The following is a 15013-nucleotide window of genomic DNA, read 5'->3' as shown; positions in this document are numbered from 1 at the left end:
CCGCCACGATCGCTGGGCGGAGTTGCGGGTGGCCGTTCCCACCATGCTGGCGGTGCCGGTGGTCAACTGGGATCGGGTCAACCGCTATCGCCTTACCGACGAACAGCGGCAAAAGCTACACGCCCTCACCAAAGATGGCCAGTCGCTAGAGGCCATTGCCAAGAAGCTGTGTCGGGATCGGCTGGAGGTGGCCGGCCTTTTCGCTGCCTGGGCCAAAAAAGGTCTGGTGAGCCTGCAAACGCCCCCAGAACTGCTGCAGGCTAAGCGCCACGCTCCCACAACCCTCTTGGCGGTGGACGACAGTGTCGTGATGCAAGAAATCCTGCGGCAGTACCTATCCAAATATCACGTGATCACAACGGGCAACCCCGCCGAGGTGCTCCCCCTTTTGTTTCAGCACCGGCCTCACCTGTTGTTGATGGACATCGCCATGCCCGGGATCGACGGCATAGAACTCTGCCGCATTGTGCGTAGCCTGGAAGAGTTCAAGTCTCTCCCTATCCTGATGGTTACCTCGCGGGATAGTTTGCTGGATCGCATCCGCGGCAAGTGGTCGGGAGCAACCGGCTACCTGACCAAGCCTTTTAGCGAAAGCCAGCTCGTCGCCGAGGTGGAGCGGCTTTTGGCCCAGGCCCAGCAGCAAGAGCACACCCCCTACTCTCCCCGAGGAGCCAAAACCAACCCGCCCAGCCCATGGCGGGGATCCCCTGCCCCCCTTGGGGATCAGGCCAAAGCTTAGAAAGCGGGCCAAGGAGGCCGAAACTATGTTTACGGGTCTGGTGCGCAGTTTGGGTACAGCTCAGTTGATCTCCTCTTCCCAAATACGGGTTATCTGTCCAGAGCTACAGCCGCAGTTGGCTTATGGCGACAGCGTGGCAGTGGACGGCCTCTGCCTGACGGTGGTGGAGATCCTGCCCGATGGCTTTTTGGCCGATGTCTCGCCGGAAACGCTGCGGCGCTCGGTCTGGGGCCAGGGATCCGGCCCGCGCACCGTTAACCTCGAGCCGTCCCTGCGGGTGGGAGACAAGCTGGGGGGGCATTTCGTCAGCGGCCATATCGATGGGGTGGGACAACTGTGGGAGCAAGCGGCCACCGGCAACGCCTGGGAGCTGAGCTTCAAGGTGCCGGCGGAGATCGGTCGCTACATCGTGCCCAAAGGCAGCGTGGCCGTCAACGGGGTCAGCCTGACCGTTGCCGAGGTGCGCCAGGGGGGCTGCTGGTTCAAGGTGGCGGTGATCCCGCAGACCTACCGCGAGACCAACCTCTCCTTGCTGCAGGTGGGGGATCCGGTGAACGTGGAGGCGGACATGCTGGGCAAGTATGTGGAAAAATTGTTGGGCCTGGCTCCGCCGGAGAGCGGCCTTTCTCTGGAGTTTCTGGCCGAGCACGGATACGTTTAAGTCCCTAGCGGATCTTTGCCCATCTCATGATTCAGCCGGAAGAAGCCGAACGCCTGCGTGGCGTGACCGTCTATTTGATTGGCATGATGGCCAGCGGCAAGTCCACCCTGGGAGCTGAGCTGGCCGCCCAGTTGCGCCGCCCCTTCTTCGATACCGATGCCCTGGTGGAGCAGGTGGCGGGCTGCTCGATTGCCCAGATCTTTGCCGAGCAGGGGGAGGCCCACTTCCGGGAGCTGGAAACCCAGGTGCTGGCTCAGCTCAGCGGCTACACCCGCCTGGTGGTTGCTACGGGGGGCGGCATCGTGCTGCGGCCCAAAAATTGGAGCTACCTGCACCACGGCCTCACCGTTTGGCTGGATGCGGCCCCTGAGCTCATTTGGCAACGCCTAAAGCGGGATCCTGGCCAACGGCCCCTCTTGCAAACCCCCGATCCCCAAGCTGCCCTGCAGAGGCTGATGCAGGAGCGAGAACCCTTCTACGCCCAGGCCGACGTGCGGGTGCCCATCCATTCAGAAGCCAGCCCGTCCCAGTTGGCGGAACAGGTTTGGCAGGCCATTTGCGCCCGCCTGCGAGCCCAGCCGCCTTGCAACCGATAAAAAAAGGGATCCGCAAACCTCTGGGATCCCTAGACTTGCCAGGAGCGGATCCCTGGCAAGGGGCAGGCAACGATTCCTTAGAGCGCGTTGCCGCGGGGCAGGACTTCCTCGGGGAACTCAAAGCGCTCGTGCGGCTGGTCCTGCGGCGCCATCCAGGCCCGAATCCCCTCGTTGAGCAAAATGTTCTTCGTGTAGAACGTCTCAAACTCAGGGTCTTCCGCCGCCCGCGTCTCCTGACTGATAAAGTCATACGCCCGCAGGTTCAGCGCCAACCCCACCACACCAATGCTCGACATCCACAATCCCGTTACCGGCACAAACAACATGAAAAAGTGCAGCCACCGCTTGTTGGAAAACGCTATCCCAAAAATCTGGCTCCAGTAGCGGTTCGCCGTCACCATCGAGTACGTCTCTTCCGCCTGCGTCGGCTCAAATGCCCGGAACGTGCTCGCCGCTTCCCCATCCTTGTAGAGCGTGTTCTCCACCGTCGCCCCATGGATGGCACACAGCAGCGCTCCACCCAACACGCCGGCCACCCCCATCATGTGGAACGGGTTCAGCGTCCAGTTGTGGAACCCCTGGAAAAACAGCAAAAACCGGAAAATCGCCGCCACCCCAAAGCTGGGCGCAAAAAACCAACTGCTCTGCCCCAGCGGGTAAATCAAAAACACGCTCACAAACACGGCAATCGGCGCGCTGAAGGCAATGGCGTTGTAGGGCCGCACCCCCACCAGCCGGGCAATCTCAAACTGCCGCAGCATAAAGCCAATCAGGCCCAGCGCCCCATGGAAGGCCACAAAGGTCCACAGCCCGCCAATCTGGCACCAGCGGGTAAAGTCCCCCTGGGCTTCCGGGCCCCACAGCAGCAGCAGGCTGTGCCCCATGCTGTCGGCGGGGGTGGACACGGCCACCGTCAAAAAGTTGCACCCCTCCAGGTAGGAGCTGGCCAACCCGTGGGTGTACCAAGAGGTTACAAACGTGGTGCCGGTCAGCCAGCCGCCCAGGGCCAAATAGGCGCAAGGAAACAGCAGCAGCCCCGACCAGCCGATAAACACGAATCTGTCGCGCTTGAGCCAGTCGTCGACGATGTCGAACCATCCTCGCTCCTGGCGCGCGCGCCCTACTGCGATGGTCATAGGACAATTTTCTCCAGAAAAAGACAACCAACCAAAAATGCAGTGCAGCACCGCCCCCAGCATTTCTGAGCGGCACCGCCCTTCTATCTTACGAAAAATTAATAAATTGCAACACTTCTCAGGATGAGGCTCTGCCCCAGCTTGGCCGGCACAGGGATCCCTTGTGTTTTAGGATGGGAAGGGTTTTGCCGGGATCCGCTTGCCTCAGCAGGACGAGGGTCATCGCAACACGGAGGGCATTGTGGTGCAAGCCAGGATTTTGTTTGCAGCGGCGGAGGCTGCCCCCATTGCCAAGGTGGGGGGTATGGCGGATGTGGTGGGATCCCTGCCCGTCGTTTTGCGCAAGCTGGGGCAGGATGTGCGCATCATCATGCCCCTGTACGGGTTTCTCTGGGACAAGTTCGGCCCGGAACCGGGGCAATACCCCCGCTCCAAGGATCCCATCTGGTCTAAACAGGTCATGGGGCAGGTGGCCGATATTTACGAAAGCGTTTTGCCCGGCACCGATGTGCCCCTCTACTTGGTCAGCCACTATTGTTTTGCTCCCCACCGCATCTACTACGGCGAGGACGAGTTCTGGCGCTTTACTTTTTTTGCCAACGCCGTGGCTGAATTTGCCTGGACCTACTACCCTTGGAAACCCAACATCATCCACTGCCACGACTGGCACACCGGCATGATCCCGGCCTGGATGCACCAGGCTCCCGACATCGGCACCGTCTTTACCATCCACAACCTGGCCTATCAGGGGCCTTGGCGTTGGCAACTGGAACGCATGACCTGGCTGCCCTGGTATTTTTCCGCCCACAACACCATGGCTGCCGGGATCCTCTACGCCGACCAAGTGAATACGGTTTCGCCCACCTACGCCCTGGAGATCCGCACCAGCCTCCATGGAGAGGGCCTCCAGGATCTGCTGGCCTGGAAAGGGGAGCGCCTGCGGGGGATCCTGAACGGCATCGACACCGAGAAGTTCGATCCCCGCACCGATCCCGCTCTCGAGGCCAACTTCAGCATCGACGACCTCAGCGGCCGGGCGGTGAACAAGGCGGCGCTCCAGTCTCGCTTGGGTTTGACCGTTAACCCCGACGTGTTCTTGATGGGCATGGTAGCGCGTTTGGTGGAACAAAAGGGGATCGATCTGCTTATCCAAACCCTGGATCGCTTTTTGGCCTATAGCGATTCACAATTTGTCTTGCTGGGCAGCGGGGAAGCCTACTACGAGGGGCGGATCCGGGAGATGGCCGAGCGGCACCCGGGCAGAATGGCCTATCAACAGGGTTACCAGCCGCAACTGGCTCAGTTGATCTATGGAGGAGCAGACGTCTTTTTGATGCCCAGCCGCTTTGAGCCCTGTGGCATCAGCCAGATGATCGCCATGCGCTACGGCTGTGTGCCCATTGCCCGCCGCACGGGAGGGCTGGTGGATACGGTCAGCCATCACATTCCCAGCAAGGGGATCGGTACGGGCTACTGCTTTGATCGCTACGAAGCCCTGGACTTCTACACCTGCTTGGCGCGGGCTTGGGAGGCCTTTCAGCACAAAGACACTTGGCAGGCGCTGCAAAAGCGGGGCATGGCCACCGACTTCAGTTGGCAGCGCTCGGCGCTGGAATACCTGCGCCTGTACGAGCTGATTATGAACTTGCCGCTGAGGCCGGAAAAGACCTCCTCTGAGAATCAGCCCGCCCCCACTTAGCTCTACTCCGTCCAAACAGCCAGCCTCCCAGCAACTTCTGGCTGAGGGGATCCCTGAGCTGCGGCGGAGGCACCCAGAGTGAGATAAAGTAGAACGGGTTAACGAGGTTTTGAGGACTGCCTGCCAATGTTCGGACGACGTCCCGCTGTTATTGGCCAAGGTCGGCGCCAAGACGCCACTGTCCAAGGGCTCAACTTTCTGCGCCGTTCTTGGGCGCGGTTGGCTTTCGGCTTGTTGCTTGGCCTTGTCCTGGGCGTCGGCTCGACTCTCTGGGCCACGGCTCAAGAGCTGCCCCCTGGCCAGCAGCTCATTCCCAACCCGCAGCAGTTTCGGGCCCTAGAACAGCCCAACAATGCCCTCAGCGTGTTGCGGGCTGAACAACTGGCCGCCGAAGCCGATGCCGCCATCCAAGCGCAAAACTACGACCGGGCCATCGAGCTGCTGCAACAGGTGTTCAACGCCTACAACCAGCGCTCCAACTACCACCAAGATCTCTCCCGGGCTTTTGCCGGGATCCAAAACCGCATCTCCGAAGAGCAGCGGGAGCTGGCCCGCGTTGCCGCCCAGGCCCGAGATGAGGCTGCCTACGATCTGGCCGTGGTCTATCGGGCTGCCGGGCGCCCCGAGGAGGCCGTAGCCTGGCTGATTCAGGTCATCAAGAGCCAGACCCCAACCCGGGAGCTAGGCACCCAGGCCTACCAGCAGCTTCTGGAGATCGGCTTCGTCAGCACCCCCTTCCCCTAGCGCTCCTCTCCCAGATGCCGGTAGAAAGCCAGCGCTGTTTGCCCGTAGGCCCGCTGGTCAAAGCGCAGCAGGGATCCCACCTGGTCGGGCAGCTCGTGGCTGCTGCGGTGCTCGACGATCAAAGTTCCGCCTGGCTTGAGGAGGGGCGGGATCAGCGGCAGCAGGGGGGCATACAGACCCGCCTCGTAGGGGGGAGCAAAGTAGACGTAATCAAAGGGATCCAAACCCAAGCCTCGGCTGAGCAGCTTGCGGGCATCTCCCTGGATGACCTGGAAAGATTGCCCCGGCTGCGCCACCTTGGCCCAGTTGGCTCGGATGATGCGACAGGCAGGGGCGGCGATCTCGATCCCGGCCACAAAGGCCGCCCCATGGCACAGGGCCTCTGCCCCCACTGTGCCGGCTCCACAGCAGAGATCCAGCCAGCGACAGCCCTCCACCTGCCCCCGCAAGATGTTGAACAGGGCCTGCCTCACCCGCCCAGGGGTGGGTCGAGTGCCCAGGCCGGCAGGGGTCTGCAGCGCTCGTTTGCCGCTGATACGCAGGCCCATTAGTGTTAGGGGGAGGGAGTCGGTGTAGGCAACTGGCCGGTTAACCCGCTGCGCTGGGCGGCACGATCCCGTTCCATCTGGATCTGCTCCACCAAAGCTTCAGGCAACTGGGCAGCAGCCTGCAGGGCTTGGTCGAAAAGGGGAACTGCCTCCCGGTCTTGGCCCTTGGCAACCAAAATTTGCGCCTTGAGGTAGTAGAGCTCAGGGTTGTTGCAGGAAGCAGCAATGGCCCGCTCCACCGCCTCCAGCGCCTCGTCAAAGCGTTTCATATCCCGATAGGCCAGGGCTTGGCCGCGGTAGGACAAATAGTCAGGCGCTGCCAGGCGAAATTGATTCAACGCTTTCTCCCGATAGGTCAGCAGCAAATCCATATAGCCGTTGAGGAGATTCAGCTCTGGGTCGCTGCTGTCCACGGCCTGGGCGGCCCGGATGGACGCAAACAATTGATTGAGGGTGGGCAATGCCTTGGGCAGCCCGATCACCACCCCCTCCCGCACCACAGTGTTGGCCGCCTCCAGCCCATAGCCCACGCCCTCATACAGGTTGCCGCGCAAGGGATCCGTCTTTTTCAGCTCGGCAGCCACTTGTCGGGTTTGGGTGGCCAACTGGGCAAAAGCATCCAGATCCCCCTCCTGGTAGGCCAGCGCCGCCAACAGGGCATAGACCATTGGCTCGTCGGGGGAAGCTTTCTTGGCTATTTCCAGCTTCTCTCGGCTCTGGGTGTAGCGGCCTGCGCAGAAAAACTCCTCAAACGCCGCAGCCACCTCAGGGCTGATGGGGCGGGCATTGGCCCCGCTGCGAAAAGGATCCTGCGCCCAAACCGGCAAGGCGGATCCCCACACCCAACACAGGATCCCTGCGAGCTTGGCCCCTCTGCCGAACTTGTCGCTTCTCATCCCCTGGCCTCAGCACCCACTACGAACTTTTAGCGAATCGACGCGTCCTTGACCTGCTCTTCAGCGCAGCATTTGCGCAATCGCAGCAATGGCTGCGTCCTGAACCAACTCATTGGTCTCGTGGGCCAGGAGAGCGTGCAAGGGATCCAGGGCGCGCGGATCCCCGATTTGGCCGAGGGCGCGGGCTGCCGCCTCCCGCACCGCCGGTTCGCCGTCAGAAAGCTTGGTCAGCAAAGCCGGCACCGCCTCAACTGCACGCATTTGACCCAACTGATAGATGGTTTGCAGTTGGGCCTCAAGAGGGGTTGTCGCAGCTGTAGGAACAGAGCCGTACACAGAGATGCCAGGAGAGTAGCCGTAGGAGCCCCGGCCCGCCATGGCGATGGCCGAAAGGGCCTGCAACGCCTCTAGGGCATGATACCGCTCTGCCTCGTTCATATGCGGCAATTGGGCCACCAGGTTGTCAAAGGCTTGCTGTACAGGGTCAGCAGCCGCAGCCTGTTGGACAATGCGAGCAAGGTTTTGGTCGGCCCGCATCTGTTGCCAAGACTGGAGCATCGCCAAGCCGGCAACCACCAAAGCAGCATCGGCCAAAACAGCCAGCAGTGCCATCCCGCCCCAAATCTTGCTGCGACGGCTGAGCTTTCGCATCTGCTTATCCAGGTAGACGAAAGCCTGGTGCTGCCGCTCCCAAAAGTCAGGGGCCACCTGCAGAGTTTGGGCGCTCAGATCAGGAGACAGAAGGTTTTCCTCGCGGGCCACCTCCAAGCTTTGCAGCCTCTGGTTTAGGCGAGAAAAGTGTTTCGTCCAGAGCCAAGTAAACATCAGATCCCATCCTCTCTCCGAGCCTGCCAATGGAGCCAAATCTCCCTGACACAGCAATCTAGGGACTCGTGCTTGCATCCGTTAAGCGACAGGATAACAAAAGCCTCGGCCCCCCACCACCCGCTCTCGAGCGAAAAAGCGCAGCGCGGAAGCAAGCCATGGCTGCGGTGAAGCGCTCGGTGGTGACCCCCCCATAGACAGCCGCCCGCACCTTAGGCAGGCGGGAGCATAATCCGCTCCGAAAGACCTAGGAACACCGGGTACTGAGCACAGCCGAGCACCGTTCAGCGCTGCATCGAGATCGTCATCCTTCTCTAAGCGATCTTTCTGGCAACGAAGCAATTTTCGGCCCGGCGGCATTTCCCGCCGGAGCAGCATCGCGTTTGCGCCAGCAGACTGTGGGCCCTACGCAGTTGGCTGGACGGACAAAACAACCTGTCTTGTCCACTTCCAGTTCCCCAAACAGAGGATTCCCAGGGGCAACCGAATCCTGGCAGATTCCTTACAATCTACGCTCAGATCAGCTCGCTTACCGGGAAGCGATCCAGCAGTTTTTGGGCTTTGCGAGCGTTTTCCCGCAACTCGGCTGGCAGATGGGGTATGTAGGGAATCTGGGAGAGCAAATCCAGCGTGCGGCGAATCAGGCGCACAATATCCCCAGCATCCAGGTTGGTGCTGGCCTCTAGCTGTTCCCAAGGGATCCCTTGCGCCCAGTGTTCCACGATCCCGGCCAAGCCAGGCTCAAACCCAATCGGCACGTGAAACACCTGGTGTTGCCGCTGGCTGCGGAACAGTTGCCGCCGCAAGCCTCGTAAGCCATGCAGCACATCCTCGACTAGCCCGGAAGTACGCAGCCGGCTGTAGGTACCCGAACGGGGAGGCTCGGCCACCAGGGCAGCGATCACCCCAGCGAAGTGATGGGGAGCACAGCCTAGACATTCGCCAGATAGCAAAGCCAGCGCCAGCCAGAGCTCGTTATCTCCCCGCAGAGCGGCTACCACCTCTCCGCTGGCGGTAGGTTGATACTCCCGCAAACAGTCGAACTCCTGCAACACCCCCACCAAGGCCATAAATTGCTGCCAGCGCAACTCCTGTACCGAGTCGCTTTGCCGCTCCAGGTGCTGCAGACGCTTGCGCAGGCGCTGGCGCTTTTCCTGTAAACCCAGCAGCTTTTTCCCAACCCTGTGGGCAGGGTTGACGCGGATGCGGGCTTCTAGGGCGCGGATTTTCTCCTCTTGGGCTTGGATGTGGGGAAAGGCCAATAGGCGCAGGGTGGGATCCGGCTCGGCTTCTCGCTGTTTGAGCAGGTAGCGCAAGATGCGCCGCTCTTCCCGCCGTTGCGCCTGCATTTTCTCGTAGCGGGCGATATCTTCGTCGGAAATCCCCTCCAGGAGGCGGTCAATTTCCTCCAGCTCGGCGCGAGTGCGCTGGAGCTCCTGTTGTTCGGGCAGCTTTTGCAGCGAGAGCAAATACTGGCCAAAGCTGCGGTTGATGAGATCCCGCGCCGCCTCCAGAGAATGCTTTTGCAGCAGGTTCAGCACCATGCCATAGGTGGGAGTAAACTGGCTCACCAGGGGATCTGCTCCTGCCGTGGCCAGCCGCGCCGCCTCTTGCGCCCCTTCAAAGGGAGATTGCAAGGTCACCACATGCCCGATCACATCTTTGCCCCGTCGTCCGGCCCGGCCCGACATTTGCATAAACTCAGAGGCAGTCAGGAGGCGATGGCCGTCGTCGGTGCGCTTGGAGAGGGAGGAAATCACGGTCGTGCGGGCGGGCATGTTGATCCCGGCAGCCAGCGTCTCGGTGGCAAAAACTAGCTTCACCAGCCCCTGCTGAAACAGGTGCTCGACCAGGCCCTTCCAGGCGGGCAACATGCCGGCATGGTGGGCGGCAATCCCCCGGTAGAGGGCATCCAGTTGATCCCGGCGCACTGCCTCTGGCATTTCCTGGCAGAAACGGTCGATCTGCTCGGCCAACTGCCGCCGCTCTTCTTCAGAGCTAATTAAGTCCAAGTTTCCCAAACTGGCCACCGCCAGGTCACAGCCCTTGCGGCTGAAGATGAAATAGATGGCCGGCAGCATATCCCGTCGGCGCAGGTTTTCCACCACCTGGGCCATATCCGGTACTTCTCCGTAGGGAGCCTGGCCTGACTTGGAGGGCTTGCTTCTCAGGCGGCGATTGCAAACCCACTGGCCTGACTCGGTTTGCTCCAGCAGGGGGAACAGCCCTTTGCGATTGGCAAAGTGAAATTGCAGCGGCACTGGGCGATGGCTGGAATCGACCAGTCGCGTGGGGCCATGCACCTGGTTCATCCAGTCGGTAAGCTGGTCGCTGTTGGCCAGGGTGGCCGAGAGGGCAACAAGCTGGATGTGGGCAGGGCAGTAGATAATTGCCTCTTCCCAGACAGTGCCCCGCTGTTGGTCGTTCATGTAGTGGCATTCGTCCAGGATCACCGCCTGCACGTCCCGCAAGGGATCCCGGCTTAGAGCCTCCGCCTCTTCCCACGCATCCCTCTCGCTGCCGTAGGGCCCGCGCTGGACAGCCAGAGAGAGCGGCGTGCCGTAGAGCATATTGCGGAAGATCTCGGTGGTCATCACCAAGATCGGCGCTTCCCGGTTGATGGAGATGTCGCCGGTGAGGAGGCCAACCCGCTCCGGGCCGAATTGCTGGCTGAAATCGCGAAACTTTTGGTTGGAAAGAGCCTTCAGAGGGGTTGTGTAGAAAACCCGCTTGCCTTGGGACAAGGCCCGGTGGATGGCATACTCTCCAATCAGGGTCTTGCCGGATCCTGTAGGCGCACAGACCACCACCGATTCCCCAGCGGCCAGAGCTTGAATCGCTTGGATCTGAAACTCATCCAGCTCAAAAGGGAAAAGCCTGCGCAACTCGTCCAGCAAGTCGGTCGCCGGAGAGAGAAGCAAGTTCATGGGATCTGAAAAATCAAAAACAACCTAAAAGCTAGCCACCTTGCTGCTGCTTGTGTGCTATACCTCCCAGGATACAAGCTTGACTTGGGTGTTGGCTCCGGGTTGCGGGCCCTGAAGCCTGGGCAATGCTAAAATGGGGTGCCGTTGCCGGGTACCATCGTGCTGGTTGTTATCGACAACTACGACAGCTTCACCTACAACCTGGTGCAATACCTGGGGGAGCTAGGCGCAGGGGTACGAGTTTTTCGCAATGACGAGATTTCAGTGGCCCAGCTGCGCCAGATGCGTCCCCAGGCGGTTGTCATTTCTCCAGGGCCAGGACGGCCCGAAGATGCCGGCATCTCGCTGGAGTTGATCCGCGAGCTGGGGCCGGAGCTGCCGATTTTGGGCGTCTGTCTGGGTCACCAGTGCATTGGACAGGTCTACGGCGGTCGGATCGTGCGCGCACCTGAGCTGATGCACGGCAAGACTTCCCTCATCTATCATCGAGGGGTGGGAGTGTTTGAGGGGCTGAGCCAGCCTTTTGTTGCAACCCGCTACCACAGCTTGGTGATTGAGGCTTCCACCTGTCCTGACGAACTAGAGGTGACGGCCCAAACTCAGGACGGCATCATTATGGGGATCCGCCACCGCCGCTATCTTCATGTACAGGGCGTGCAGTTCCACCCGGAGAGCATTTTGACCGCGGAGGGCAAACGCCTGCTGAGCAACTTCCTGCGCTTGGCCCAGATCCCTACCTCGGGATTGCTCCAGCCGGCGGCTGCCGGGGTTGTGTCAAGGATCCCCACCCGATGAAGCGTCGCCAACTTTTGCAAGCCAGCGCCAGCTTGCTGGGATCCCTTGCCGCAGGGGGTCAATGGGCAAGGGCGCAAACTGATCCTTCTCCAGGGGGATCCCTGGAGTTTACCCCCGGCTCCAGCGCCCAGGGCCTGCAGCTGACCTGGCTGCACCACAGTTGCGTTTTGTTTGAGGGGGAGGGCAAGCGCTTTCTGGTCAACCCCTTCCGCCCGGCGGGCTGTACAGCCGGCTACCCTGCTCCCAGCGTTGCTGCCGATCTGGTGCTGCTCAGCAGCCGTCTCCTGGACGAAGGGGCTTTGGACGTGGTGCCGGGCAACCCCAGGGTGCTGTTTCAGCCGGGGGACTACTTCATCGACGGGATCCGCGTGCAGGGGGTGCGCATGCCGCGGGGCCCCCGCTTTGGCCTCAACGTGGGCTGGCGCTGGCGCATGGCCGGGATCGACATTGTCCATTTGGGAGGGGCACTGCAGCCCATTGGCCGGGAACAGTCCATCCTGCTGGCTCGCCCTGACCTGTTGCTGGTGCCGGTGGGGGGTGGGCCGAAAAACTACGATCCCGCCGCGGCCAAGGCGGCCATCGAAGCGCTGCAGCCCAAGTTGGTCATCCCGACTATGTACCGCACCGCCGCCGCCGAGGAGTCCCAGTGCGAGCTGCAGCCTCTAGAAGCGTTTTTGCGCCTCTTTCCCGCCGCTGCCGCGCAACCTGCCCTCAGCAACCCCTTGCTGCTCTCGGCCCAGGCCCTGCCCAGCCAAGGGATCGCCATCCTGTTCTTTGAGGAGTAGGGCCATGAGGCGCAGGCGGTGGGCTGTAGGTGTCGGGTTGGGATCCCTGCTGCTAGGCGGTCTGGGGCTCTATGGGTACAGCTTGCCGGCAGATCCCCAGGCTCTGGCCACTGCCAACCCGCTGCGGCTGCAGTTGGCCCTCTGGCTGGGGAAAGACGCCAACGCCGTTGAGGAGCGGGGCAAGACGGCTCTGTTCTTCGTAGAAAGCGGCCTCAACACCCGCCTTTTGCTGGCTGCCGGGGCGGATCCCAACCGGTTGGATCGCGGCGGGGCCAGCCCCCTGCACCAGGCTGCCCGCCTGGGCAACGCTGAGGTCACCCAAGCCTTGCTGGAGGGAGGGGCTGACGTCAACGCCTGCTTCGGGGCCGGCGGCTTGGCCCTGCATTTTGCCGCTTGGTCGGGCAACCCTGAAGTGGTGCGGCTGCTGCTGGAACATGGCTCTGAGATCGACGAGCCGGACGGCTACGGCCTCACCCCTTTGCAAATTGCCCAGGACATGCGCCGCTGGGAAGCGGCGATTCTGCTTTCCCAATGGCCCCGCCCCAACCATAAGGACAATCCCTGAGCCAGCCCTACCACCCCAGCACCCAGGCGAAGATCAAAGGCGCCACGATGGTGGCATCCGACTCGATGACGAACTTGGGCGTGTCGACCCCTAACTTGCCCCAGGTGATCTTCTCGTTGGGCACCGCCCCCGAGTAGGAGCCGTAGCTGGTGGTGGAGTCGCTGATCTGGCAGAAATAGCCCCACAGAGGGATCCCCTTGCGGCCCAGGTCTTGGTGCAGCATGGGCACTACGCAGATGGGAAAATCCCCGGCAATGCCGCCGCCAATTTGGAAGAAGCCGATGGAGCACTCTGCCGAGGTGCGCGTGTACCAGTCCGCCAGGTGGATCATGTACTCGATGCCCGTGCGGACGGTATGGACATGGCGGATCTCGCCGCTGATGCAGTGGGCAGCGTACATGTTGCCGGTGGTGGAGTCCTCCCAGCCCGGTACGTAGATGGGCAAGTCGGCCTCCATGGCCGCATAGACCCAAGAATCCCGCGGATTGATCTGGTAGTAGGGCTCCAGCCGGCCGCTGCGCAGGATGCGGTAGATGAACTCGTGCGGGAAGTAGCGCTCCCCCGCCTGATCGGCAGCCGTCCACTCTTCCAGCAGAGCTTTTTCCAGGCGCCGCATCGCCTCTTCTTCGGGAATGCAGGTATCGGTTACCCGGTTCAGGTGCCGCTCCAGCAGCTCCTGCTCCTGCTGCGGGCTGAGATCGCGGTAGTGGGGCACCCGCTCGTAGAAGTCGTGGGCGATGAGGTTAAAGATGTCTTCCTCCAGGTTGGCGCCGGTGCAGGAGATGGCGTGCACCTTGTTCTGCCGAATCATCTCGGCCAGAGAAAGGCCCAGCTCTGCCGTGCTCATGGCGCCGGCCAGGGTCACCATCATCTTGCCGCCTTTCTCCAGGTGAGCAGCGTAGCCCTTGGCGGCATCCACCAGGGCGGCGGCGTTGAAGTGGCGAAAGTGATGCTTAAGAAATTGGCTGATAGGACCTTTGGCCACTGCTTCTGCGGTTATCATGGTTGGGTTTCTAAGCAAGGCGGGTTCGCCTTCCCAAGGCACAGACTTCGTATCATAGCCAAACCTAAGAGCGCTGGCAAGCTTTTAGGGATCCCTTCAACCTTTTGTTTTGGACATTGCCGGCATGGCCATTGCTCTAGAGTACGTTCGCGAGATCTACTATCGGCCGCTGCTGCAGTTGGTGTACGAGGCGCAAACGGTGCATCGGCAGCACCATCCGCCTGGCCGGGTTCAACTCTGCGCCCTGGTCAACATCAAGTCGGGCCGCTGCCCGGAAGACTGCGCCTATTGCCCCCAAAGCGCCCGCTACTCGACAGGGATCGAGACCTACCCCTTGATCTCGCTGGAGTCGCTGCGTCAGCAGGCCATGGCCGCCCAAAGGGCCGGCGCCACCCGGCTGTGTATGGGCGCTGCCTGGCGGTCGGCCCCGGCAGGGGAGGCGTTTGAGCGGGTGTTGGAGATGGTGCGCCTGGTGCGCAAGCTGGGGATGGAAGCCTGTGTCACCCTGGGGATGGTGTCGGCTGCCCAGGCGCAGCAATTGGCGGCGGCGGGTCTGACGGCCTACAACCACAATCTGGACACCTCGCCGGCGTTCTACCCCCGCATCATCACGACGCGCACCTATCGGGATCGCCTGGAGACACTGGCCCATGTGGCGGCAGCCGGCCTGCAGATCTGCTGTGGCGGCATTGTCGGCCTTGGGGAAAGCGACGAAGACCGCATCGGCCTGCTGCACGTTCTGGCCAACCTGACGCCGCCCCCCACTTCAGTGCCCATCAACGCTTTGGTTCCCGTGGCCGGCACGCCCCTAGGCCAGCTTCCCCCGCCCGATCCGCTGCTGCTGGTGCGCACCATCGCCACGGCCCGCCTGCTGCTGCCCACCGCCCAGATCCGGCTCTCGGCAGGGCGAAAAAACCTGTCCGAGAGCGAGCAGGCGTTGTGCTTCTTGGCGGGGGCCAACTCCATCTTCACCGGGGAAAGGTTGCTGACCACGCCCAATCCGGGCCAGGCTGCCGATGCGGCTTTGCTCGAGAAGCTGGGCCTGCAACCTCTGTAGAGGCATCTCCCCTTGCCCTTTCGGGATCCCTGCTTGT

Annotated in this window: 15 protein-coding genes; 9 read left to right on the top strand and 6 right to left on the bottom strand. The window is 61.7% G+C overall.

The genetic code is table 11. The annotated features are described in order from the left end of the window. The 3 genes from SYN65AY6A5_RS14525 to SYN65AY6A5_RS12080 form a co-directional block, all read left to right on the top strand. Window positions 1–739, top strand: a 739-nt coding sequence (locus SYN65AY6A5_RS14525; protein WP_240531056.1) for a response regulator, incomplete at its 5' end; no start/stop codon positions are given. Between the two features lie 25 nt (window positions 740–764). Further along, window positions 765–1400, top strand: a complete 636-nt coding sequence (locus SYN65AY6A5_RS12085; RefSeq protein ID WP_011431429.1) for a riboflavin synthase — start codon at window positions 765–767, stop codon at window positions 1398–1400. A 26-nt stretch (window positions 1401–1426) separates the two neighbouring features. Further along, window positions 1427–1996 (top strand): shikimate kinase, encoded by a 570-nt coding sequence (locus tag SYN65AY6A5_RS12080; protein WP_011431430.1) that lies wholly within the window; start codon window positions 1427–1429, stop codon window positions 1994–1996. 77 nt (window positions 1997–2073) lie between these two features. Here SYN65AY6A5_RS12080 and psbD read toward each other — a convergent pair whose 3' ends face one another. Then, window positions 2074–3132 carry a photosystem II D2 protein (photosystem q(a) protein) gene (psbD, locus tag SYN65AY6A5_RS12075; RefSeq protein ID WP_011431157.1) on the bottom strand — a complete coding sequence of 353 codons (1059 nt, stop codon included), beginning with the start codon at window positions 3130–3132 and terminating at the stop codon, window positions 2074–2076. A gap of 304 nt (window positions 3133–3436) precedes the next feature. Between psbD and glgA the strand changes: the two genes are divergently transcribed. Both glgA and SYN65AY6A5_RS12065 read left to right on the top strand, forming a co-directional pair. Further along, entirely contained in the window at window positions 3437–4831 is a 1395-nt protein-coding gene (glgA, locus tag SYN65AY6A5_RS12070) for a glycogen synthase GlgA (protein ID WP_240527885.1), read from the top strand. Window positions 4832–4957: 126 nt separating this feature from the next. Beyond that, window positions 4958–5575, top strand: coding sequence for a hypothetical protein (locus tag SYN65AY6A5_RS12065; RefSeq protein ID WP_011431432.1), 618 nt, complete (start codon window positions 4958–4960; stop codon window positions 5573–5575). Here SYN65AY6A5_RS12065 and rsmD read toward each other — a convergent pair. The 4 genes from rsmD to SYN65AY6A5_RS12045 form a co-directional block, all read right to left on the bottom strand. After that, the gene (gene rsmD, locus SYN65AY6A5_RS12060; RefSeq protein ID WP_011431433.1) at window positions 5572–6123 is read right to left on the bottom strand and encodes a 16S rRNA (guanine(966)-N(2))-methyltransferase RsmD; all 552 of its coding nucleotides are present in this window, start codon (window positions 6121–6123) and stop codon (window positions 5572–5574) included. The genes SYN65AY6A5_RS12065 and rsmD overlap by 4 nt on opposite strands. A gap of 5 nt (window positions 6124–6128) precedes the next feature. Further along, on the bottom strand, window positions 6129–7019 hold the full coding sequence (locus SYN65AY6A5_RS12055) for a Sll0314/Alr1548 family TPR repeat-containing protein (protein ID WP_011431434.1): 891 nt from the start codon (window positions 7017–7019) through the stop codon (window positions 6129–6131). Window positions 7020–7079: 60 nt separating this feature from the next. Continuing rightward, complete coding sequence (locus tag SYN65AY6A5_RS12050; RefSeq protein ID WP_228375357.1) at window positions 7080–7844, bottom strand: HEAT repeat domain-containing protein; 765 nt, start codon at window positions 7842–7844, stop codon at window positions 7080–7082. A 515-nt stretch (window positions 7845–8359) separates the two neighbouring features. Beyond that, window positions 8360–10771, bottom strand: a complete 2412-nt coding sequence (locus SYN65AY6A5_RS12045; RefSeq protein WP_099884663.1) for a DEAD/DEAH box helicase — start codon at window positions 10769–10771, stop codon at window positions 8360–8362. Window positions 10772–10930: 159 nt separating this feature from the next. Between SYN65AY6A5_RS12045 and SYN65AY6A5_RS12040 the strand changes: the two genes are divergently transcribed. From SYN65AY6A5_RS12040 to SYN65AY6A5_RS12030, 3 genes are read left to right on the top strand one after another with little or no spacing between them, the layout of a single operon-like run. Next, window positions 10931–11566, top strand: coding sequence for an aminodeoxychorismate/anthranilate synthase component II (locus SYN65AY6A5_RS12040; protein WP_099813308.1), 636 nt, complete (start codon window positions 10931–10933; stop codon window positions 11564–11566). After that, entirely contained in the window at window positions 11563–12351 is a 789-nt protein-coding gene (locus SYN65AY6A5_RS12035) for an MBL fold metallo-hydrolase (protein ID WP_099812738.1), read from the top strand. Before SYN65AY6A5_RS12040 ends, SYN65AY6A5_RS12035 begins: the two co-directional genes overlap by 4 nt. Before the next feature lie 4 nt (window positions 12352–12355). Beyond that, complete coding sequence (locus SYN65AY6A5_RS12030; protein ID WP_011431439.1) at window positions 12356–12916, top strand: ankyrin repeat domain-containing protein; 561 nt, start codon at window positions 12356–12358, stop codon at window positions 12914–12916. 7 nt (window positions 12917–12923) lie between these two features. On the opposite strand, the gene SYN65AY6A5_RS12025 is transcribed toward SYN65AY6A5_RS12030, so the two are convergent. Next, window positions 12924–13919, bottom strand: coding sequence for a deoxyhypusine synthase family protein (locus SYN65AY6A5_RS12025; RefSeq protein ID WP_011431440.1), 996 nt, complete (start codon window positions 13917–13919; stop codon window positions 12924–12926). 124 nt (window positions 13920–14043) lie between these two features. Here SYN65AY6A5_RS12025 and bioB point away from each other — a divergent pair, with 124 nt between their 5' ends. Continuing rightward, a complete protein-coding gene (gene bioB / locus SYN65AY6A5_RS12020; RefSeq protein WP_011431441.1) occupies window positions 14044–14976 on the top strand; it encodes a biotin synthase BioB in 933 nt (310 codons plus the stop codon). Window positions 14977–15013: the final 37 nt, after the last annotated feature.

Source organism: Synechococcus sp. 65AY6A5 (assembly GCF_002760415.1).
In the GTDB taxonomy this organism is placed as follows: domain Bacteria; phylum Cyanobacteriota; class Cyanobacteriia; order Thermostichales; family Thermostichaceae; genus Thermostichus.
The sequence above is the reverse complement of the archived record's forward strand: the minus strand, read 5'-3'. Positions and strand labels throughout refer to the sequence as shown.

Bases quoted from the DNA above. Each gene is read 5' to 3' on its own strand.
- SYN65AY6A5_RS12085 (WP_011431429.1), top strand. From the start codon at position 765: ATGTTTACGGGTCTGGTGCGCAGTTTGGGTACAGCTCAGTTGATCTCC.
- SYN65AY6A5_RS12080 (WP_011431430.1), top strand. From the start codon at position 1,427: ATGATTCAGCCGGAAGAAGCCGAACGCCTGCGTGGCGTGACCGTCTAT.
- psbD (WP_011431157.1), bottom strand. From the start codon at position 3,132: ATGACCATCGCAGTAGGGCGCGCGCGCCAGGAGCGAGGATGGTTCGAC.
- glgA (WP_240527885.1), top strand. From the start codon at position 3,437: ATGGCGGATGTGGTGGGATCCCTGCCCGTCGTTTTGCGCAAGCTGGGG.
- SYN65AY6A5_RS12065 (WP_011431432.1), top strand. From the start codon at position 4,958: ATGTTCGGACGACGTCCCGCTGTTATTGGCCAAGGTCGGCGCCAAGAC.
- rsmD (WP_011431433.1), bottom strand. From the start codon at position 6,123: ATGGGCCTGCGTATCAGCGGCAAACGAGCGCTGCAGACCCCTGCCGGC.
- SYN65AY6A5_RS12055 (WP_011431434.1), bottom strand. From the start codon at position 7,019: ATGAGAAGCGACAAGTTCGGCAGAGGGGCCAAGCTCGCAGGGATCCTG.
- SYN65AY6A5_RS12050 (WP_228375357.1), bottom strand. From the start codon at position 7,844: ATGTTTACTTGGCTCTGGACGAAACACTTTTCTCGCCTAAACCAGAGG.
- SYN65AY6A5_RS12045 (WP_099884663.1), bottom strand. From the start codon at position 10,771: ATGAACTTGCTTCTCTCTCCGGCGACCGACTTGCTGGACGAGTTGCGC.
- SYN65AY6A5_RS12035 (WP_099812738.1), top strand. From the start codon at position 11,563: ATGAAGCGTCGCCAACTTTTGCAAGCCAGCGCCAGCTTGCTGGGATCC.
- SYN65AY6A5_RS12030 (WP_011431439.1), top strand. From the start codon at position 12,356: ATGAGGCGCAGGCGGTGGGCTGTAGGTGTCGGGTTGGGATCCCTGCTG.
- SYN65AY6A5_RS12025 (WP_011431440.1), bottom strand. From the start codon at position 13,919: ATGATAACCGCAGAAGCAGTGGCCAAAGGTCCTATCAGCCAATTTCTT.
- bioB (WP_011431441.1), top strand. From the start codon at position 14,044: ATGGCCATTGCTCTAGAGTACGTTCGCGAGATCTACTATCGGCCGCTG.